20 protein-coding genes and 1 pseudogene are annotated in these 18,944 nt (G+C 70.2%); 8 read left to right on the top strand and 13 right to left on the bottom strand.

The annotated features are described in order from the left end of the window. Positions 1–2 precede the first annotated feature (2 nt). From ACHFGS_RS07785 to ACHFGS_RS07765, 5 genes are all read right to left on the bottom strand, one after another. Positions 3–674 (bottom strand): esterase/lipase family protein, encoded by a 672-nt coding sequence (locus ACHFGS_RS07785; RefSeq protein ID WP_394278538.1) that lies wholly within the window; start codon positions 672–674, stop codon positions 3–5. Then, positions 671–1,444 (bottom strand): alpha/beta fold hydrolase, encoded by a 774-nt coding sequence (locus ACHFGS_RS07780; protein WP_394278537.1) that lies wholly within the window; start codon positions 1,442–1,444, stop codon positions 671–673. The genes ACHFGS_RS07785 and ACHFGS_RS07780 overlap by 4 nt, the downstream gene beginning before the upstream one ends. A 71-nt stretch (positions 1,445–1,515) precedes the next feature. Continuing rightward, positions 1,516–2,871: a dihydrolipoamide acetyltransferase family protein gene (locus tag ACHFGS_RS07775; RefSeq protein ID WP_394278536.1), complete on the bottom strand. Its 1,356-nt coding sequence runs from the start codon at positions 2,869–2,871 to the stop codon at positions 1,516–1,518. A 13-nt stretch (positions 2,872–2,884) separates the two neighbouring features. Beyond that, entirely contained in the window at positions 2,885–3,868 is a 984-nt protein-coding gene (locus ACHFGS_RS07770; protein WP_394278535.1) for an alpha-ketoacid dehydrogenase subunit beta, read from the bottom strand. Further along, positions 3,865–5,004, bottom strand: a complete 1,140-nt coding sequence (locus ACHFGS_RS07765) for a thiamine pyrophosphate-dependent dehydrogenase E1 component subunit alpha (protein ID WP_394278542.1) — start codon at positions 5,002–5,004, stop codon at positions 3,865–3,867. Before ACHFGS_RS07765 ends, ACHFGS_RS07770 begins: the two co-directional genes overlap by 4 nt. A 235-nt stretch (positions 5,005–5,239) precedes the next feature. On the opposite strand from ACHFGS_RS07765, the pseudogene ACHFGS_RS07760 reads away from it, so the two are divergent. After that, positions 5,240–5,722, top strand: a pseudogene (locus ACHFGS_RS07760) (MFS transporter); the annotation flags it as partial. Between the two features lie 228 nt (positions 5,723–5,950). On the opposite strand, the gene ACHFGS_RS07755 reads toward ACHFGS_RS07760, so the two are convergent. Further along, complete coding sequence (locus ACHFGS_RS07755) at positions 5,951–7,015, bottom strand: histidinol-phosphate transaminase (protein ID WP_394278534.1); 1,065 nt, start codon at positions 7,013–7,015, stop codon at positions 5,951–5,953. 96 nt (positions 7,016–7,111) lie between these two features. Here ACHFGS_RS07755 and ACHFGS_RS07750 point away from each other — a divergent pair, with 96 nt between their 5' ends. After that, positions 7,112–7,504, top strand: coding sequence for a phage holin family protein (locus ACHFGS_RS07750; protein WP_394278533.1), 393 nt, complete (start codon positions 7,112–7,114; stop codon positions 7,502–7,504). Between the two features lie 10 nt (positions 7,505–7,514). On the opposite strand, the gene ACHFGS_RS07745 is transcribed toward ACHFGS_RS07750, so the two are convergent. Further along, complete coding sequence (locus ACHFGS_RS07745) at positions 7,515–8,804, bottom strand: hypothetical protein (protein ID WP_394289327.1); 1,290 nt, start codon at positions 8,802–8,804, stop codon at positions 7,515–7,517. Beyond that, a complete protein-coding gene (locus tag ACHFGS_RS07740; RefSeq protein ID WP_394278594.1) occupies positions 8,801–9,094 on the bottom strand; it encodes a hypothetical protein in 294 nt (97 codons plus the stop codon). Before ACHFGS_RS07740 ends, ACHFGS_RS07745 begins: the two co-directional genes overlap by 4 nt. 178 nt (positions 9,095–9,272) lie before the next feature. Between ACHFGS_RS07740 and ACHFGS_RS07735 the strand changes: the two genes are divergently transcribed. Both ACHFGS_RS07735 and purB read left to right on the top strand, forming a co-directional pair. Then, complete coding sequence (locus tag ACHFGS_RS07735) at positions 9,273–9,707, top strand: low molecular weight protein-tyrosine-phosphatase (protein ID WP_394278605.1); 435 nt, start codon at positions 9,273–9,275, stop codon at positions 9,705–9,707. Positions 9,708–9,751: 44 nt separating this feature from the next. Beyond that, positions 9,752–11,134, top strand: a complete 1,383-nt coding sequence (gene purB, locus ACHFGS_RS07730) for an adenylosuccinate lyase (RefSeq protein ID WP_394278595.1) — start codon at positions 9,752–9,754, stop codon at positions 11,132–11,134. 113 nt (positions 11,135–11,247) lie between these two features. On the opposite strand, the gene ACHFGS_RS07725 is transcribed toward purB, so the two are convergent. Next, positions 11,248–11,619 (bottom strand): hypothetical protein, encoded by a 372-nt coding sequence (locus ACHFGS_RS07725; protein ID WP_394278596.1) that lies wholly within the window; start codon positions 11,617–11,619, stop codon positions 11,248–11,250. Next, positions 11,616–12,251, bottom strand: a complete 636-nt coding sequence (locus ACHFGS_RS07720; protein WP_394289326.1) for an acyl-CoA synthetase — start codon at positions 12,249–12,251, stop codon at positions 11,616–11,618. Before ACHFGS_RS07720 ends, ACHFGS_RS07725 begins: the two co-directional genes overlap by 4 nt. Before the next feature lie 98 nt (positions 12,252–12,349). Between ACHFGS_RS07720 and ACHFGS_RS07715 the strand changes: the two genes are divergently transcribed. Further along, the gene (locus ACHFGS_RS07715) at positions 12,350–13,492 is read left to right on the top strand and encodes a PQQ-dependent sugar dehydrogenase (protein WP_394278598.1); all 1,143 of its coding nucleotides are present in this window, start codon (positions 12,350–12,352) and stop codon (positions 13,490–13,492) included. Here ACHFGS_RS07715 and ACHFGS_RS07710 read toward each other — a convergent pair. After that, complete coding sequence (locus tag ACHFGS_RS07710; RefSeq protein ID WP_394278599.1) at positions 13,467–13,922, bottom strand: hypothetical protein; 456 nt, start codon at positions 13,920–13,922, stop codon at positions 13,467–13,469. The genes ACHFGS_RS07715 and ACHFGS_RS07710 overlap by 26 nt on opposite strands. Positions 13,923–14,127: 205 nt before the next feature. Between ACHFGS_RS07710 and ACHFGS_RS07705 the strand changes: the two genes are divergently transcribed. Then, the gene (locus ACHFGS_RS07705) at positions 14,128–15,039 is read left to right on the top strand and encodes a hypothetical protein (RefSeq protein ID WP_394278600.1); all 912 of its coding nucleotides are present in this window, start codon (positions 14,128–14,130) and stop codon (positions 15,037–15,039) included. 25 nt (positions 15,040–15,064) lie between these two features. On the opposite strand, the gene ACHFGS_RS07700 is transcribed toward ACHFGS_RS07705, so the two are convergent. Together ACHFGS_RS07700 and ACHFGS_RS07695 are read right to left on the bottom strand one after the other, a co-directional pair. Next, positions 15,065–15,862, bottom strand: a complete 798-nt coding sequence (locus ACHFGS_RS07700; protein WP_394278601.1) for an alpha/beta fold hydrolase — start codon at positions 15,860–15,862, stop codon at positions 15,065–15,067. Positions 15,863–15,932: 70 nt separating this feature from the next. After that, the gene (locus ACHFGS_RS07695) at positions 15,933–17,441 is read right to left on the bottom strand and encodes an MATE family efflux transporter (RefSeq protein ID WP_394278602.1); all 1,509 of its coding nucleotides are present in this window, start codon (positions 17,439–17,441) and stop codon (positions 15,933–15,935) included. Between the two features lie 384 nt (positions 17,442–17,825). On the opposite strand from ACHFGS_RS07695, the gene ACHFGS_RS07690 reads away from it, so the two are divergent. Beyond that, entirely contained in the window at positions 17,826–18,440 is a 615-nt protein-coding gene (locus ACHFGS_RS07690) for a hypothetical protein (RefSeq protein WP_394278603.1), read from the top strand. A 174-nt stretch (positions 18,441–18,614) separates the two neighbouring features. Continuing rightward, a complete protein-coding gene (gene nrdH / locus ACHFGS_RS07685) occupies positions 18,615–18,896 on the top strand; it encodes a glutaredoxin-like protein NrdH (protein ID WP_394278604.1) in 282 nt (93 codons plus the stop codon). Positions 18,897–18,944 lie beyond the last annotated feature (48 nt).

Genomic DNA, 18,944 nt, shown 5'->3' with positions numbered 1-18,944 from the left:
CGTCATTCCGCGAGCGCGGCGAGCTCGGCGATCACGCGGGGGTCGGCGAGCACGCGGAAATGGCCTCCGCTATCGAGCTGCACATTCTTCCGGGCGCCGGGCAGCTCGCTCCCCTCAGGGATGTGGGGGTCGAACCGTCCGTAGACCGAGACGATGCGCGCGTTGACGTCGAGGGCATTCCCGAGCGCCCGGATCGTGGCGCTGCGTGGCGAGAACACCCGCAGCGAGGGCAGCACCATGAGTCGTCCGTACGTCGACCCCCCGAACGGCGTCGCCACCGCGAGCATGCTGTCGATCCTGCCCGCCTCGACGTCGAGCGCCATCGCCCGCTTACCGACGAGTCCGCCCTTACTGTGCGCCAGCAGGACGCATCCGCGCAGGTCGTGCTCCTCGAGGTAGGCGGTGACATGGGATGCCGCGTCGTCGACGGGCCGCAGGTTGTGGCGGAGCACCGGGAGAACATGCACCGGGTGACCCCGGCCGTGCACGGCGACGATCAGCGGCTGCATGAACTGCCACGTCTCGTAGACGCCGGGCAGGATCACGATCGGCGCACGGTCGCCGCTCAGGAACGACCGCGGATCGACACGGTTGACGAGAGCGCGTGCCTGCCAGAGCAGCGCGTACGCGTAGTCGCGCACCCACCACGCGCCGATGCGGAGAGGCGAGGTCATCCCGTGTCACCCGCAGACGGACGTGAGGCCATGAAGGCCTCGATCGCGGCCGCGACCGCCCGAGGTGCGCGGTGCTGCACGACGTGGCGGCTGCGGGGGACCTCGACGAGGAGGGCGTCCCGCGCGGCATCCCGGAGCCGGCGGCACCACTCCACACCCGCGATCGGATCGCGCTGGCCCCGCAGCACGAGCAGCGCGCGTGTGAGCGATCGCGCTCGGTCCTCGATCGAATAGGTGAGCATGTGGCGCAGCTGCGCCGCGTACCAGCGCAGACCGCAGCGGATGTAGTCGCTGAACACGAGCCAGTTGACAGCGGGAGACTCCCCGACCGAGTCGACGGCGAGCGCGCGTGCCTGTGCGAGGGGCGTCCGATGTCGATCGTCGGCGACCGGCCCCATCGCGATCACGTGCGAGACGAGGTCGGGGCGCTGCGCGGCGAGCTCGATGACCCACTGGCTGCCCATGGAGTGACCCACGACCACGACCTCGCGTAGACTCATCCGATCGAGAAGCGCTGCAAGCCCGCGGGCCATCGCGGCGACGTCGAGGTCGTCGCTCGGTCGCGGCAGGCCGCCGAACCCGGGGAGGTCGACGGACACCACTTCGCCGCCCAGCGCGAGCTGGGCGTGCAGCCGGCGCAGGTAGCGATGCGAGATACCGATCCCGTGCACGAGGACGTACGTCCGCGACGCGGACGGTGCGGCTGAGTGGATGATCCGGAACGCGAGCCCTTCGACCGTCAGCTCGCGGGTGACGTGACCATCCTCCATGCTCTGAGCGTGCACGTCGCACCCAGAGCGCGCGACGGGGTTGCGCTCGCACGCGGCATCCGACAGTCGGCTCAGTCGAGCAGCAGCGCAGGTTCCTCGAGGACGGATGCCACGTCGGCGATGAACCGGCTGATGCCGTCGCCGTCGATCACGCGGTGGTCGAACGAACCCGACACCGTCGTCACGTAACGGGGACGCACCTCACCGTCGACGACCCACGGCTTCTGCCGGATCGTGCCCATCGCGATGATGCCCGACTCCCCCGGATTGATGATCGGGGTACCGGCATCCATTCCGAAGACACCGATGTTCGTGATCGTGAATGTGCCGCCCTGCTGATCGGCGGGAGTCGTCTTGCCGTCGCGCGCGGTGACGGTGAGCTTCTCGAGCGCCTTCGCGAGGCCGCGCATGTTCAGGTCCTGCGCGTCCTTGATGTTGGGGACGAGCAGGCCGCGGGGCGTCGCGGCGGCGATGCCGAGGTTCACGTAGTGCCGCATCCGGATCTCGGCGCCGTTCTCGGTCTCGACCCACGCCGCGTTGATCATCGGCGTCCGGCGCAGCGCCCAGATGACGGCGCGCGAGAAGATCAGCAGCGGCGAGATCTTCACGTCGGCGAAGTCGGGCGAGGCCTTCAGCCGCTTGACGAGCTCCATCGTGCGGGTGGCGTCGACATCGGTCCACACCGACACGTGCGGCGCGGTGTACGCGCTCGAGGTCATCGCGTTCGCGGTCGCCTTGCGCACGCCCTTGACGGTGATCGCCTCTTCGCGCGCGTCCGCGTCGCCCTCGCGGGGCGCGGTGGTTCCGGCGGGGGTGGATGCCGCGGCATCCGTTCCCACGGGGATCGAGAGCTCCCGCTCCGCGGGCAGATCCGGGGTCGCGATGTTGCGGAAGACGGAGGCCTGTTCGGCGTGACGGATGACGTCGTCACGGGTCACCTCTCCGGCCGCCCCTGACGGAGCCACGTCGGACAGGTCGACGCCCAGGTCGCGGGCGAGCTTGCGGATCGGCGGCTTCGCGACGACGCCGACGGCCCGGGTGACGGGCTTCTCGGCGGGCTTGCGGCGGCGGGAGGTGACCTCGCCGCCGGTGCCGTAGCCGACGAGCACGGCGCCACCGGCATCCGCGTGCTCGGCGGGCTTCTCGCCGTGCTCGGACTGGCCGATGTCGCTGTCGGGCTCGCCCTCGCCGCCGGTGATCGTGATGATCGCGGTGCCGACGTCGACGGTCGCGCCCTCCTCGACGAGGATCTCGCCGACGGTGCCGGTGAACGGGGAAGGCAGCTCGACGAGCGACTTGGCCGTCTCGATCTCGACGAGCACGTCGTTGACGTTCACGGTGTCGCCCGGCGCGACGCGCCACTGCACGATCTCGGCCTCGGTGAGGCCTTCGCCGACGTCCGGAAGGTGGAAGGTCTGCGTGCTCATCGGTGCACTCCTGTCAGTAGGCGAGGGCGCGGTCGACGGCCTCGAGGATGCGGTCGGCATCGGGCAGGTACTGCCCCTCGAGCTTGGCGGGCGGGAACGGCACGTCGAAGCCCGACACGCGCAGCACGGGCGCCTCGAGCGCGTAGAACGCCCGCTCCATGACGGTCGCGGCGACCTCGGAGCCGACCGACACGTTGCCGGGCGCCTCCTGCGCGTAGACCATCCGTCCGGTGCGGCGCACCGACTCGATGATCGGGGCGTAGTCGATGGGCGAAAGCGACCGGATGTCGATGACCTCGCACGACGTGCCCTCGCCCTCGGCGAGCGCGGCGGCCTGAAGCAGGGTCGTCACCATCGCCCCGTGGCCCACGAGGGTCACGTCGGTGCCGCGGCGGACGATGCGCGACGCGTGCAGCGGCAGAGCGCGCTCGGCGAGGTCGACCTCGCCCTTCATCCAGTACTTCGCCTTCGGCTCGAGGAAGATGACCGGGTCGGGCGAGGCGATGGCATCCTGAATCATCCAGTACGCGTCGTTGGGGGTCGACGGCGACACGACGCGCAGGCCCGGCGTGTGCGCGAAGTAGGCCTCGGGGCTCTCCTGGTGATGCTCGACCGCGCCGATGTGACCGCCGTAGGGGATGCGGATCACAACGGGGAAGGATGCCGCACCCTCATGGCGATTGGTGAGCTTGGCCAGCTGCGTCGTGATCTGGTCGAAGGCCGGGAAGACGAAGCCGTCGAACTGGATCTCGACGACGGGGCGGAACCCTGCCATGGTCAGGCCGATCGCGGTGCCGACGATGCCCGACTCGGCGAGCGGGGTGTCGAGCACCCGCCGCGAGCCGAACTCGGCGTGCAGGCCCTCGGTCACGCGGAACACGCCACCGAGCGGGCCGATGTCCTCGCCCATCAGCAGGACGTGGTCGTCCGCGGCCATCGCGGCGCGGAGCCCGGCGTTCAGGGCCTTCGCGAACGGGAGGTTCTGGATGTCGCTCACGCGGTGCCCTCCTCGAACGAGGCCTCGTAGTCGGCGAGCCAGCGCTGCTGCTCAGCCACCAGCGGGTGGGCGTCGCCGTAGACGTGGTCGAACATGATGCCCGTCGGGAGGTCACCGAGCGCGTTCGTGCGGACGCGCACGTCGTCCGCGTACGCGGCGGCCGCGGCATCCACCTCATCGAAGAAGGCAGCGGACGCGCCACGGCCTTCGAGGTAGGCGCGCATGCGGGCGATCGGGTCGCGCCGCGCCCACGACTGCTCCTCGTCGCTGGTCCGATACTTCGTGGGGTCGTCGCTCGTGGTGTGCGCGCCCATCCGGTAGGTGAGCGCCTCGATGGCGCGGGGGCCGCCGCCGGCGCGCGCCTCATCGAGGGCGGCCTTGCTGACCGCGTAGCTGGCGAGCACGTCGTTGCCGTCGACACGGACCGACGGGATGCCGTACCCCTCGCTGCGCCGGACGAGCGGGACGCGCGACTGCGTCGTGACCGGCACGGAGATCGCCCAGTGGTTGTTCTGGAGGAAGAACACCTGCGGGGTCTGGTAGCTCGCGGCGAACACCATCGCCTCATGCACATCGCCCTGGCTGGAGGCGCCGTCGCCGTAGTAGACCATGACGGCCTCGTCGGTGTCGGGGTTTCCCGTGCCGGTGCGGCCGTCGAACACGAGCCCCATCCCGAGGCCCGTCGCGTGCAGCGTCTGGGCGCCGAGGACGAGCGTGTAGATGTGGGTGTTCTGGTGCTCCGCGGGGTTCCATCCGCCGTGGGTGAGCCCGCGCATCAGCCGGATGATGTCGATCGGGTCGACGCCGCGCGTGGTCGCGACCACGTGCTCGCGGTACGAGGGGAACACGTGATCGTGCGCCCGGGCGGCCCGGACGGAGCCGACCTGCGCGGCCTCCTGACCGAGCGACGGCGGCCACAGCGCGAGCTGGCCCTGCCGCTGCAGGTTGGTCGCCTGACGGTCGAACGCCCGCACGACGACCATGTCGCGGTAGAACGTCTCCACGTCGGCGTCGGTGAGCGCGTCGATGAGCGGGAGATAGCGTTCGGCGGTCGGGGACGGTGCGTACGTCCCGTCTGCCGCGAGCACGCGCACGACGTCGGAAGCTTCGGCCGGAGCCTCGAACGAGGGGGTCACCCTGTCCACGCTAGCCCTCGAGATATGACCGGATCTGCATGAGGTCGACAACGGATGCCGCGATTCGCCGTGCGTCTGCGACAACCGATACGCGCGGCGGCTGTCGCCCTGCGTCGCTATGCCGTTCTCGGTCACCAGCATCGGCACGCCGCCGGTGGCCTTCCACGTGTGGCGCAGCGCGTGGCCGAGCGCCTCGGGGTAGTACTCCCACCCGGCGAGCGCGCGCTCGACGCTCGTCATCGCGATCTGGCTCGTCGACCGCGTCGGCCGCAAGCCGATCCTGTTGACCGGGTCGGTGCTCATGACCGTCTCGCTCGCGACGATGGCGCTCGCGTTCGCGTTCGCGGTGGAGGTCGACGGCGAGCCGAGCCTGCCCGGCGCGTGGGGTCCGGTGGCCCTCGTCGCGGCGAATCTCTTCGTGGTCGGCTTCGGCGCGTCGTGGGGCCCGCTCGTCTGGGTGCTCCTCGGCGAGATCTTCCCGAGCCGCATCCGCGGCAAGGCGCTCGGCGTCGCCGCCGGCGCGCAGTGGATCGCCAACTTCCTCATCACGGTGTCGTTCCCGGTGATGTCGACCTGGTCGCTGCCGATCACCTACGGCATGTACGCGCTCTTCGCGGCCCTGTCCTTCGTGTACGTCGCCTGGCGGGTGCCGGAGACGAAGGGCATGGAGCTCGAGCAGACCGAGACCCTCTTCACCCGCGACAAGCGGGGGCGCTGAGCCCCGGCATCCGCTTCGCCGGAGCTGCCCAGCGCGAGCGCGGCCCTCAGGACCCACAGACCCCGCCCCGCGCGGCACCCGCCCCGGCTTCGGGTGGCAGTTCGGGCCGCAACCTGCGAGCCAGAGCGACGCGAAGTGACCCGCGAAGCTGAAGGCCCACGAAGCCGACCCACGAGCGAGACCCCAGGACCACAGGCCACGCTCCGCACCCCGCCCCGCGGGGCCCGCTCAGGACAGGACGGATGCCGCGGCGCGGACGACCAGGTCGAGTGACTCCTCTTCGCCGACGCTGATCCGCACGCCGTCGCCCGCGAAGGGGCGCACGACGAGGTTCGCGGCGTCGAACACCGCCGCGATCTCGAGCGACCGGTCACCGGCGGGGAGCCAGACGAAGTTGCCCTGCGCGGTGGGGACGTCCCACCCCGCCTCGCGCAGCCGCGCGACCAGACGGTCACGACGCTCGGCGACCGCGGCGACGCGCTCGAGGAGTTCGGCTTCGGCGTCGAGGCTCGCAAGCGCAGCCGCCTCGGCCTGCGCCGTCACCGACAGCGGGATGCCGGCGCTGCGGGCGACATCGAGGATCCGCGGGTGACCGACGGCGTACCCGATCCGGAGACCTGCGAGACCGTATGCCTTCGAGAACGTGCGCAGCAGCACGACGTTGTCGTGACCGGCGGCGACCACCGTCGCGCCGTCGACCGCTCCCTCGGCGGTGACGAACTCGGCGTACGCCTCGTCGAGGACGATCAGCACGTCACTCGGCACGGCTGCGACGAACGCGTCGAACGCCGCCTGAGTGACGACGGCACCGGTCGGGTTGTTCGGGGTGCAGACGAAGATCGCGCGGGTGCGGTCGGTCACAGCCGCCGCCATCGCGGGAAGGTCGTTCGCCGCATCGGCCGTGAGCGGGACCATGACCGCGGTCGCGCCGGTGACGGTCACGATGCCGGGATACGCCTCGAATGAGCGCCACGGCAGCACGATCTCGTCGCCGACCGTCGCGGCCGCCTGGGCCAGCTGGTACAGGATCGACACCGAGCCGGCGGCGACGTGGATGTGATCGGATGCCACCCCGTACCGCTCCGCGAGCCGGTCGCGCAGCCGCCCGGCGAGCGCATCCGGGTACCGGTTGAATGCGGTCGCCTGCTGCACGGCTTCGACGACGCCCGGGAGCGGGTCGAAGGGATTTTCGTTGCTGGAGAGCTTGAAGGACCGCGCACCTGCCTGCTTGCCCTGCTTGTACGAGGGGAGAGCGGCGATCTCGGGACGAACGCGTACGGGGATATCGGTCACGCTCCGAGTTTACGAACCCGCGCGGCCGCGTTCCGCCAGACCGCACCTGCCGCAACCCCCTCCCGCCGGTGCACCCGCGCGTGGGAGACTTCCGCCATGCGCTTTCTCGTCCGTGTCGTGATCAACGCCTTCGCGATCTGGGTCGTCAGCCTCATCGAGCCGCTCCGCGTCGAGGTGACCCCGTTCGCCCCCGGCGAGACCCTGCAGTTCGTGCTGACGCTCGCGGCCGTCGCCGCGGTGTTCGCGATCGTCAACACCGTGATCGGCACAGTCCTGAAGATCGTCGCGTTTCCGCTCTACATCCTCACGCTCGGCCTCATCTCCCTGATCATCAACGGGTTCCTGTTCTGGCTGACGGGTTGGTTCACGCAGTGGTGGGGCTGGGGTCTGACCGTCGAGAGCTTCTGGCTGGGTGTCATCGCGGCGCTGATCATCTCGCTCATCAACTGGCTCTTCGGCATCGTCCTGCGACCCGCGCGCAAACGCTGACTGGGCGCCCTCATCGGCGCGGCTCCCCGTCGGCGGCATCGAAGACGAACACGTCGACGGATGCCGCGCCGTCGAACTCCGCGATGCGCTCGCGGACCGCGTCCATGCGGGGGTCGCTCGAGGCGTCGAGCATCTCGGCGGTGTCGGCGTAGTGCGAGAGGAAGTGCGCTTCCCCCTTCACGTCCGCCAAAGACGGCAGGGGGTCGGCGGTCCGCTCCGCGACGAAACTCCCCGGCGCTCCGATCGTGGCATCGTGGCCTCCCGCGGCGAGTGCCGACACCGGATCGTCGGTGTGCCGCAGGTCGACGTGCAGCGTCCCGGCACCCAGGTCCGCCTGCACCGGGTTCCCGATCCCGATGAACGTCGTCACGTCGTAATCGCCTTCGAGGGCGAGGTGGGATGCCGCCATCGCCCCCTGCGAGTGCCCGCTGAGCAGCAGCGGGTCTCCCGGCTTCGCGCCCGCCTGACGGAGCGCCGCGCGCACGGCGGCGAGCGAATCGGCATCCCTCCCGCGATACAGGTTCAGGTTGGAGTCGAGGTCGAAGACGTCGGCGGAGTCGCTCTTCATCGTGCGGGTGCCCGTCACGTACACCGCGAAGCGGCGAGCGCCACCGGCCATCGTGTATCTCTCGACCCGGATGCCGCCGGGCCCACCGGCCGGCACCCTCGACACCACGTCCCGCACACCCCTCGGCGACGTCCCCGCGCGTGACTCGATGAGCGTCAGCCGAGGTTCGGGCGCCGTCCGCAGCGGCGGCGGGCTCGATACCGCACCCAGGTTCGCGTGACGGACGAGACCCAGAAGCGGGAGGACCACCTGCGCCCCGGCCAACCCGATCGATCCGAACGGCACGGCGCCCCACAGCGCCTGGCTCTTGATCTCGGCGTGCGGATCGGGCCTGACGGCGAGCATCGCCGACGCGAGCGGCTGCGACCAGTCGGTCGCCTCCGCCACCCGCTCGATCCGCGTCGACAGGCGGCGGACCACCGCCTCGTCCCCCGCCGCCCGCGCCGCCTCGCGTCGCGCGGTCAGCTCCACCACCTCGTACGCGGATGCCACGACCCGAAGCGACTGCGCGATGTCGGCCGCGCGATCGACGAGGGTTGCCATCCGCTGTTCGAGGTGCCGCACCCGCCACACGGCAGCGGATCCACTCGCCTGTGCCGCAGCGTCGGAGACATAAGTGCGCGCCCGCATCGCGTCGCCTCCGATGTCCTCGAACGCCGCGGCCGCGTGGCGGAGCGTCTCGGTGTCGACGGCGACGATCCGCCCGCTCCGCAGCTCGAGGTCGTCGCTCACCAGCGGCCATTCCCGCCGTAGAGGAGCCTCGTGCGCTCCGCCCCCAGCTCCCCCGCCGCCTCCTCGACGAGCGCCATGATCTCGACGAGGTCGCCGATCCACCGGTCGACGGCCGCGTGATAGAGGTCAGCGGCGCGCGACTGCCAGTCGGTCGCCCGCGCGATCACGAGCGCCGATGCGTGCAGCTGCAGCACCTCGCGGTCGGCGGCACCCAGCGACGCGAGCGCCGACTCGATCGCGCGGGCGGCCGCCGCGTTCTCCGCAGCGATCGTGTCGAAGGGCATCGTCATGACGCCACCCTGCCCCGTGGCATCCTTCCCCCGATGCCGAGGCCGTGGACGGTGAACATCGACCGTGATGCCCGGCCTGTGCAGAAGACCCGCGGGTCACCACAATGGAGGGGTGCCTGCCTCCACTGACGCCTTCCGCGTCGTGTTCGTATGCACGGGCAACATCTGCCGCTCGCCCATGGCGGAGGTCGTGTTCCGCTGGTTCGCCGATCAGGCGGGGCTCGGCGAGCGGGTGATCTCCACGAGCGCCGGCACCGGCGACTGGCACGTCGGCGAGCGCGCCGACTCGCGCACCCTCGACGCGCTGCACCGCCACGGCTACGACGGCTCGCGTCACCGCGCCCGGCAGTTCGTCCTCGACGACTTCGACCGCAACGACCTCGTCATCGCCCTCGACCGCTCGCATGAGCGCGCGCTGTCGGAGTGGTCGCGGACGGGGGCGGATGCCGACAAGCTCGCGCTGCTGCTCTCCTTCGACGCCCGCAGCGAAGGCGTACTCGACGTGCCCGACCCGTACTACGGCGGCCCCGAGATGTTCGACGAGGTGCTCGGTATGATCGAGAGCGCATGCCGGGCGCTCTTCCGGCAGCTCGAACCCGCGATTCGCCCCTGAGGCCACCGTCTGCCCCGGGCCCGCACCCCCCGAACGGAGCCCCCGTGACCTCCCTGCCCTCCCAGTCCCTGAGCCCCCTCGACGGACGGTATGCCGCCGCCGTCGCCCCGCTGGCCGAGTACCTCTCCGAGGCAGGACTCAACCGTGCCCGCGTCGAGGTCGAGGTGGAGTGGATCATCGCGCTCACCGACCGCGGCCTGTTCGGGGCGTCAGCACTGACCGACGAGCAGAAGGCGTCGCTGCGCGAGCTGTACCTGCAGTTCGGCCCGGCCGAGATCGAGTGGCTCGCGGCGAAGGAGGCCGTCACCCGGCACGACGTGAAGGCCATCGAATACCTGGTGCGTGACCGCCTGTCGACGCTGGGCCTCGACGCCATCGCCGAGCTCACGCACTTCGCGTGCACCAGCGAGGACATCAACTCGGCGTCCTACGCCCTCACGGTCCAGCGCGCAGTCGTGAACGTCTGGCTCCCGAAGCTCAACGCCGTCATCGACGCACTGGCTGCCCTCGCTGACGAGCACCGGGATGCCGTGATGCTCTCCCGCACGCACGGCCAGCCGGCCACGCCGTCGACGATGGGCAAGGAGCTCGCGGTCTTCGCGTGGCGCCTGCAGCGCGTCGCGGCGCAGATCGCGGGCGGCGAGTACCTCGCGAAGTTCTCCGGCGCGACCGGCACCTGGTCGGCGCACCTGTCCGCAGAGCCGGACCTCGACTGGCCGACGCTCTCGCGGGAGTTCATCGAGGGTCTCGGGATCGGCTTCAACGTCCTGACCACGCAGATCGAGTCGCACGACTGGCAGGTGGAGCTGTACGACCGCGTGCGTCACGCCGGCGGCATCCTGCACAACCTCGCGACCGACGTGTGGACCTACATCTCGATGGGCTTCTTCGCGCAGATCCCCGTCGCCGGGGCGACCGGCTCGTCGACGATGCCGCACAAGATCAACCCGATCCGGTTCGAGAACGCCGAGGCGAACCTCGAGATCGCCGGCGGTCTGTTCACGACGCTCGCACAGACCCTCGTCACTTCGCGTCAGCAGCGCGACCTCACCGACTCGACGACGCAGCGCAACATCGGCGTCGCCTTCGGCCACTCGCTGCTCGCCCTCGACAACCTGCAGCGCGGCCTCACCGAGATCTCTCTCTCGCGCGACGTGCTGCTGGCCGACCTCGACGCGAACTGGGAGGTCCTCGCCGAGGCGATCCAGACCGTCGTCCGCGCCGAGATCGTCGCCGGCCGCTCGCAGATCACCGACCCCTACGCGCTGCTGAAGGACCTCACCCGCGGGCGTCGCGTCGGAGCGCCGGAGCTCGCCGAGTTCGTTGAGGGCCTCGACATCGGCGACGCCGCCAAGCACCGCCTGCTCGCGCTGACGCCCGCGACCTACGCGGGCTTGGCCGACCGCCTGGTGGACGAGCTCGGCTGACCCCGGTCAGCGAGTCGCGCGGCGCGGGCCACGTTCGCCGCCGCGCGGCATCCGCTCGCCCAGCGTCCAGCGCCCAGCGCTGAGCTGCTGCTCAGCGCGCGGCACTCCCCGCGTCAGTGACCGAGCGGGCGGGAGGGCGGCTCGTCGCCCGACGCGTCGCGCGAGCCTGGCGCCCCGTCTTCGGGCTCCGGGTCGAGGAGCAGACCGCGCGTGACGGGCGTGTTCATCTTCGCGGGGTCGATCGCCAGCAGCGAGAGCGCGATGATCACGAGGGTCGCGATGAAGGTGACCCCGGCGACGATGGCGGCGACGACCCAGGCGCGGGCATGCGGGTGCATGTCCCCGGCGGGGACGACCCGCGGCTCCTGCAGGATGCCCATCGACACGAGGGTCACGACGCCGGCGAAGGCGGCGGCGATCAGGGCGAGCGTGATCAGCTGCACCGGGCGCATCAGGTCGCGACGGGTCGGGTTCTTCTCGCTCATGCGTGGCCTCCGGGGGCGTCGGCGGGGTCGACGATGACCGCGGGGGCGGGACGCGGCGAGAACGCCGCGATCCCGAGGTAGACGGCGACGACGGCGGCGTACACGCCGAACAGGCCGACGCCGATCGTGATGCCGGTGAGGGAGAACCAGCGGTCCGCCTCAGGGATGAAGTAGTCGAGCTGATAGGTGGGGTTGGTCAGCACGAGAGAGACACCGAGGACGATCGTGAGGGCGCCGATGAAGATCGACTCGCGTGCGTCGACGTCCCCGGTTCGACGGGCGAGGATCCCGAGGACGAGCTCGGTGATGCCGAAGACGAACGCCCAGACCGCGACGAGGATGAAGAAGTACTCGGTGGTGCGCAGCTCGGGGAACGCCGACAGCATGCCCGCGAGCACCATCATCGCGCCGAGCACGGCCGCCGGCCACCGCTTCGCGGCCGGGAAGACCAACCACACCGCGAGGAAGAAGACGAGTCCCGTCGCGATCGCGAAGCCGCTGAACACCGACAGGCCCACCGCTGCCGAGTGATCGATCGAGAACGTGATCATCACTGCGGCGAGGGCCGCGAACAGGGCGCGCGCCATCTGCAGGTGTCGCACGTCGAAGGTGCGGGAGGCGGCGTCGGTCACAGTGGATCTCTCAAGAGACAGAGGGGTGGTCATGACCAGTTTAGTTCGTGGATCCTGAGCGGCTTCCGTCATGACCGGATGCCGGGTTGACTGGGCTCATGCCCCGCTCCTCGCGCTCCGTGCTCGCCGCGTCCGTCGCGCTCTTCGCGCTGATGGCGGCGGGCTGCGCAACGGCGGATCCCACGGCATCCCCTTCCCCGACGGAGACCGTCACGCCGAAACCCACCCCGACACCCACCCCGACTCCGACGCCGACGCCCACTCCGACGCCGACACCCGTGCCGAAGACCCCGCGCACCGTCGTGACCGGCCTCGACGCACCGTGGTCGATGGCCATCGCCGACGCCTCGGTGTTCGTCAGCGAGCGCGACACCGCGCGGATCGTCGAGGTGACCGGCGACGACGAGGTGCACGAGGTCGGCACGGTCGAGGGCGTCATCCACAGCGATGAGGGCGGTCTGCTCGGGCTTGCGACCGACGGCGGCACCCGGCTGTTCGTCTATTCGACCGCCGCAGACGGGAACCGGGTGCAGCGCTACGACCTCTCCGGCGCCCCGGGCCGCTACCGGCTCGGCGAGCCGACGACGGTGATCGACGGGATGCCGGCGGGCACCCACCACAACGGCGGGCGCATCGCGTTCGGTCCTGACGGAATGCTCTACATCGCCAACGGCGACACCAGCGACGAGCCCGCGTCGCAGAACCCCGACTCGCTCGCGGGCAAGATCCTGCGCATCGAGCCCGACGGCGGCATCCCGTCGGACAATCCCGACCCCTCCTCGCCCGTCTACAGCCTCGGCCACCGGAACGTGCAGGGCTTCGCGTGGGCGGAGGACGGCACGATGTTCGCGAGCGAGTTCGGCCGCAACTACCGCGACGAGCTCAACATCATCGAGCCGGGCGGCAACTACGGCTGGCCGTACGTCGAGGGCACCGGCGGCACCGGTGACGGGTTCATCGACCCGGTGCAGACCTGGTCGACGGATGCCGCGAGCCCAAGCGGCATCGCGATCGTGAACGGGACCATCGTGATCGCCAACCTCCGCGGCGAGGTGCTCCGCGCGGTGCCCGTCGCCGACCCGTCGACATCGTCCGTCCTCGCGGAAGGATACGGACGCCTCCGCGACGTCGCCGCGGGCCCCGACGGCACACTCTGGGTGCTGACGAACAACACCGACGGCCGCGGCTGGGCCCGCGAGGGCGACGACCGGATCGTCAGCCTGTCGGTGCCGCGTTCCTGACGAGCTCGCGGAGCTTCGCCTCGACGGCATCCGTCACCTCGAGCACCGCGAACGAGACGGGCCACATCGGGCCGTCGTCGAGCTGCGCGGGCTCGTCGAAGCTGACGGTGCCGTAGCGGGTGTTGAACTTGGATGCCGGCTGGTAGAAGACGACGACCTTGCCGTCTTCGTTCGCGTAGGCCGGGAAACCGTAGAACGTCTTCGGACGCAGGTGCGGCGCTTCTTCGAGCACGATGACGTGGACGCGCTGTCCGATCGCACGGTCGCCGCCCTCGAGCTTCTCGATCGCGGCGAGGCACGCCTCGTTCTCTTTCGCGAGCTTCGCGGCGCCCTTGAGCCCCTTCATCGCCTTGAGCTCTTCGGCGCGCTGCTTCATGGCGGCCTTCTCGTCCTCAGTGAAGCCCGCGCCGTCGCTGCTCTTGCCTGCCATGGTCTGCCTTTCGTGTGTCAGCTCTGCTGGGTGCGGAGGAGGAGCGGCGCGAGGTCGTCCATGCGGACGAGTGTGCCACGGCGGTCAGAGTCCGCGGCAGCTGCGTCCGCAGGGGTGGGTCGGGCCGGCCGGCCGTCCGTCGACCGCGAGCAGGAAGCTGTCCCCTCGGATACAGTCGGAGCAGTTCTGAGACGTATGAGGACCGATGGGAACGGAAAGTTCGGCGAGCGCGCATGACGCGTTCGCGGAGGATCTGCAGCGACTGCGGATCTCTGCGGGAAACCTCTCGTATTCGGCGATAGCGGAGCGGGTGGCGGCTGCCCGCGAAGCGCGCGGCGTGAGCGCGTCGGCGGCGCGCGTGGCCCGGTCGACCGTGTATGACGCGTTCCAACCGGGGCGCCGCCGAGTCGACGCCGACCTCATCGCAGAGATCGCGCTCGCACTGGGCCAGAGTGACGCAGAGGCCGCCGTGTGGCGCGCTCGCTCACTCGAGCGGCACCTCGTCGAACGACGCGAGCCCACCTCGAGCGCGCCGGATCCGCTCGTCCCCCGGCTGCGCGCCGCGCTCATCGTCACGATCATGGCCGCAGCCGTGTTCATGAATCTCTTCGGCGGCACGATCGCTGTGAAGCTGCAGCTCCCCCTCTTCCTCGACATGGCGGGCACGGCCCTCGTGGCCTTCGTCTTCGGACCCTGGTATGCCGTCGCGGTCGCCGTCGCGACGAACACGCTCGGCGCGATCACCTCGAGCCCCGAGACGATCGTGTTCGCACTCGTCAACGTCGTCGGCGCGCTCGTCTGGGGCTACGGCATGCAGAGATTCGGTCGGACATGGGGCCGACTGCTCCTGCTGACCGTGGCCGTCGCACTCGCCTGCACCCTCGTCAGCGTGCCGTTGAACGTCCTCATGTACAGCGGGATGGGGCACGCGAGCAACGCCTACGTGGTCGCCATGGAGGCCGCCGCCGGCATCGTCCCCGCCGTCTTCTCCGTCGGGTTCCTCGTGTCGATCGTCGACAAGATCATCGCCACACTGGTCGCCGTGATCCTCGCGGGGTGGGTCGCGCGTCTGGAGCTCGTCCCCCGCGCGCCATGGCGCGCAGCGCCTCGCCGCTGAGGCTGGCGAGCGCGCGGCGCGTCGGCTACTCGGCGAGGAACTCGAGCGCGGCTTCCCGGAACGCGCGGGAGCCGGGAGCGTTGAAGTGGTGCCGATCGGGGATCTCGACGAAGCGCCCGCGCGGGGCCGCGGCGGCGAGCGCCTTGGAACCCTCGATGATGCCGTCCTTCGAACCCGTGGCGAACAGCACCGGCTGCGGCGGCGCCGTGGTCGGGTCGGGGTCGGCGGTGCCCGAGGCGCGCATGCCGCCGGCGATCGCGAGGAGCGCGCCGAGGTCGTTGCCGGGCACCCGCTCGGTGAGGGTGATGTAGTTCTGGGTCACGGCATCCGTCACGGCAATCCCCTCCTCGACGTAGGCGCGGGCCTGATCGAGGTCGAGGCGCCCCAGCGGCACGCCGTCGGGAACTCCGCCGAGCACGACCCGTTCGATGCGGGTCTCGAAGTCGCGGGCGACCTCCCAGCCGACCCGGGCGCCCAGCGAGTAGCCGATGTAGAAAGCACGATCGACGAGGTAGGTGTCGAGCACCGCCTCGACATCGGTCGCGAGGGTGCGCAGCTCGTAGGCGGCTGCGTCGTGCGGCTTGTCGCTCTGACCGTGTCCGCGCTGGTCGATCGCGAGCACGCGGTACCCGGCGCGGGTGAGGTCGCGCACCCAGCCCGTGTTCACCCAGTTGTCGCGCGCGTTCGACGCGAACCCGTGCACGAGCAGGACCGTGGTGCCGTCCTCGGGACCCCACTCATAGGTCGCGACGCGGTAGCCGTCGCCGACCATCACGAAGCGCGGATCGGGGACCTCGGTGAGCGCGGGGAAGGGAGTCGACATGCCCTGATTCTGGCACCGGCACGGTCGACTGCCGCGCCCAGGCCGATCGGCGCGGCTGACGTGAGTCGGGTCAGCGATCCCGCACGCGCGTGCGCTCGGGCCGTCGCGGCCGCAGCGCCCGCCGGACGCGCGAGGAGGTCTGCGGCAGCCGTACCGGCTGCGTGACGATCGCCTCGACGTTCATCGAGCCGTCGACCGGACCGACGAGAGCGATCGGGGTCGTGGGGGTGACTTCCATCGGTGCGCTCGGCATCGTGGCCAGGCGCCGATGCGCGCGCAGGTAGGCGGGAACGAGGATGACGGCTGCGCACACCCACGCGAGCGGGTTCGACCACGCGACGCCGACGAAGCCCATGATGCCGCCGAGCACGATCGCGGCGCCCGCACGGGCGAACAGTTCGACGATGCCGGTGACGGTCGGGATCACGGTGCTGCCGAGCCCCTGCAGGGCGCCGCGGGTGACGAAGAGCACACTGAGCGCGGTATAGCTGACGCCGTTGATGATGAGCATGCTCACGGCCATGCTGACGACGTCGGGTGCTGCATCGCCGACGAAGACGCGGACCAGTGGACCACCGAGGGCCACCATCAGGACGCCGAGGACGACGGCGCCGCCGACCGCGATGTAGAGCGCCTGCACGACGCCGCGACGGATGCGGTCGGGGCGACCGGCACCGTAGTTCTGCGCGACGTACATCGAGACGGCGAGCGACATCGACTGCAGGAGCGCCACGGCGAGCCCGTCGACGCGCGATGCCGCGGTGTACGCGGCCACTGCCTCGGCGCCGAGCGAGTTCAGCCGAACCTGCACGATCAGCGCGCCGATGGCGATGATCGACGCCTGGAAGCCCATCGGCAGCCCGAGACGGAGGTGCTCGGTCACGTCCGCGCGTGTGATGCGCCAGTCGTCGCGGTGCAGGTGCAGCTCGGGGATGCGGCGGCGAACGAACTCGAGGCACAGCAGCACCGACACCGCTTGCGCGATGACGGTTGCAAGGGCGGCGCCGGCGACGCCGAAGCCGAGCCAGGCGACGGCCGCGATCACGAGGATGACGTTCAGCACGCACGAGACCACGAGGAAGATCAGCGGGGTGCGGGAGTCGCCGATTGCGCGGATCACCGCGGAGAGGAAGTTGAAGAACATCAGCGCACCGGCGCCGAGGAAGCTGATGACCGTGAACTGCGTGGCGTCGGCGAGGAGCTCCGGCGGCGTCTGCAGCAGGATCAACGCGGGCTCGGAGAGGAAGGGCGCCCCGGCGGTGAGCATCACGCTCGTGATGCCGCTGAGGATCGCTCCGGTCGCGACCGAGCGGCGGACCGCGGCGTAATCACGGGCGCCGAAAGCCTGAGCGGTCGGGATCGCGAACCCGGAGGTCAGGCCCCATGCGAAGCCGAGGAGCAGGAACAGCAGACCCCCGGTCGCACCGACGGCGGCGAGTGCGTCGACACCGAGGAGACGCCCCACGACGATCGTGTCGGCGACGTGGTACATCTGCTGCACCACGTTGCCGATCATGAGCGGCACGGTGAACAGAAGGATGACGCGCCAGGGGCGGCCCGTGGTCAGGGAGGTGGCCATTCGTACTTTCGGGATGGGATTTCGAATCGATTCGAGACCCTAGTTTAGCGGCCGCTCCCCTGATCGGTCACTGAGCAACCCGACGGATTTCCCGCGGCGTTCTTTCGCGGAGATCGACAAAGGGGGCGTCGCATCCGCGACGCCCCCTTCAGTCCAACGTGTATCAGCGACTCCCTGAGCGCTGCCGAAGCCAAAGCCCTCGCCAGCGGCAACCCGCTTCTGCTGGAACGGTCCATCGCTATCAACGAGTCCTCCCGGCTGGAACGCCTCGAGCGCGCCTGGCAACGCAACCGCTCCACCCTCGACGGCACCATCCGCAACGCCGACCAACGCCTCGGAATCCTCAACGCGAACCTCGCCGCCTACGCCGCAGCTGCGCCTCGCGTGCGCGACCTCGCCGGCGACAATTTCCGCATCTCGATCTACGGACGCCACTGCGACAAGCGCGTCGACGCCGCCGCCGCCCTGATCCGGTGGGCCGGATCAGCCGGCATCCACTACGCCCGCCCCGGCTACGACACCACCAAGGGAATCATCGGTGAGATCTCCGGCTTCCCCATCACCGCGCGCACCCGCACCGACCTCGGCACCGTCTTTGTCGAGTTCGGGCTTGAAGGTATCCCCGCCGCCACCGTGAAGGTCGACCGCAAGAAACTCACCGACCCCGAAGACATCGGCGCGATCCGGATGCTCGAGCACCGCATCGCCAACCTCCCCTCGCTCATCGAACACACCGAGCAGCAGATCGCCGCCGAAACCCACGCCCACGCCGAAGCCGTCCGCTCTCTGAGCGCCCCGTTCAAGCACGGCGAAGCCCTCCAGGAAGCCCGAACCAACCTTGAACGCATCGACGCGCAGCTGCGCGCCATGACCGAGCCCAAGGAGCCCCAGCCCGAGAACACACCGACCGATGATCCCGCGCCCATCACCAAGCCCCGGATCATCCACACCGGCCCGGACGCGATCCCTGCAACAGACACCCGCGGAATGTCCCGATGACTCCCGCCCGCACCCTCCTGAGCGCAACCCGTTCCTGCCGCTCCAGCATGACCGGACGGTCGCGGCGCGCTAGCCCTCCGGGGCCGACTGGCGTCGCCTTGCAGGTTGCGCGCCACTCCCTCGAACCGGTCTAGCTCCGCTTACCAGGAACGGGTTCACACATCAGGAGGGGTCATGAGCATCACCGTCTACACCAAGCCGAACTGCATGCAGTGCCAAATGACCTATCGCGCCCTCGACAGCCCGCACCTCGAATACGAGGTGGTCGACATCACCGAGGTGCCCGCCGCCCTCGAATACGTCACCGAGGAACTCGGCTACCGGCAAGCCCCCGTCGTCGTGGTCGATGACGACGATCACTGGTCGGGTTTCCAGCCCGACCAGATCAAGCGGCTCACCAAACGGGCGATATTGCCATCCGATGCAACGCGCGAAGCGCGATCGCCCGCGCGGTAGAGCCTGAGCTCAAGAAGGATGTCGAGGGGGCCGGGGGTCTCTGCGCCA

The sequence above is a fragment of the Microbacterium sp. genome, from assembly GCF_043427715.1.
In the GTDB taxonomy this organism is placed as follows: domain Bacteria; phylum Actinomycetota; class Actinomycetes; order Actinomycetales; family Microbacteriaceae; genus Microbacterium.
This window is presented reverse-complemented; position numbering and strand designations above follow the sequence as displayed.

Bases quoted from the DNA above. Each gene is read 5' to 3' on its own strand.
- ACHFGS_RS07785 (WP_394278538.1), bottom strand. From the start codon at position 674: ATGACCTCGCCTCTCCGCATCGGCGCGTGGTGGGTGCGCGACTACGCG.
- ACHFGS_RS07780 (WP_394278537.1), bottom strand. From the start codon at position 1,444: ATGGAGGATGGTCACGTCACCCGCGAGCTGACGGTCGAAGGGCTCGCG.
- ACHFGS_RS07775 (WP_394278536.1), bottom strand. From the start codon at position 2,871: ATGAGCACGCAGACCTTCCACCTTCCGGACGTCGGCGAAGGCCTCACC.
- ACHFGS_RS07750 (WP_394278533.1), top strand. From the start codon at position 7,112: ATGCGCTTTCTCGTCCGTGTCGTGATCAACGCCTTCGCGATCTGGGTC.
- ACHFGS_RS07740 (WP_394278594.1), bottom strand. From the start codon at position 9,094: ATGACGATGCCCTTCGACACGATCGCTGCGGAGAACGCGGCGGCCGCC.
- ACHFGS_RS07735 (WP_394278605.1), top strand. From the start codon at position 9,273: ATGGCGGAGGTCGTGTTCCGCTGGTTCGCCGATCAGGCGGGGCTCGGC.
- ACHFGS_RS07725 (WP_394278596.1), bottom strand. From the start codon at position 11,619: ATGAGCGAGAAGAACCCGACCCGTCGCGACCTGATGCGCCCGGTGCAG.
- ACHFGS_RS07715 (WP_394278598.1), top strand. From the start codon at position 12,350: ATGCCCCGCTCCTCGCGCTCCGTGCTCGCCGCGTCCGTCGCGCTCTTC.
- ACHFGS_RS07710 (WP_394278599.1), bottom strand. From the start codon at position 13,922: ATGGCAGGCAAGAGCAGCGACGGCGCGGGCTTCACTGAGGACGAGAAG.
- ACHFGS_RS07705 (WP_394278600.1), top strand. From the start codon at position 14,128: ATGGGAACGGAAAGTTCGGCGAGCGCGCATGACGCGTTCGCGGAGGAT.
- ACHFGS_RS07700 (WP_394278601.1), bottom strand. From the start codon at position 15,862: ATGTCGACTCCCTTCCCCGCGCTCACCGAGGTCCCCGATCCGCGCTTC.
- ACHFGS_RS07695 (WP_394278602.1), bottom strand. From the start codon at position 17,441: ATGGCCACCTCCCTGACCACGGGCCGCCCCTGGCGCGTCATCCTTCTG.
- nrdH (WP_394278604.1), top strand. From the start codon at position 18,615: ATGAGCATCACCGTCTACACCAAGCCGAACTGCATGCAGTGCCAAATG.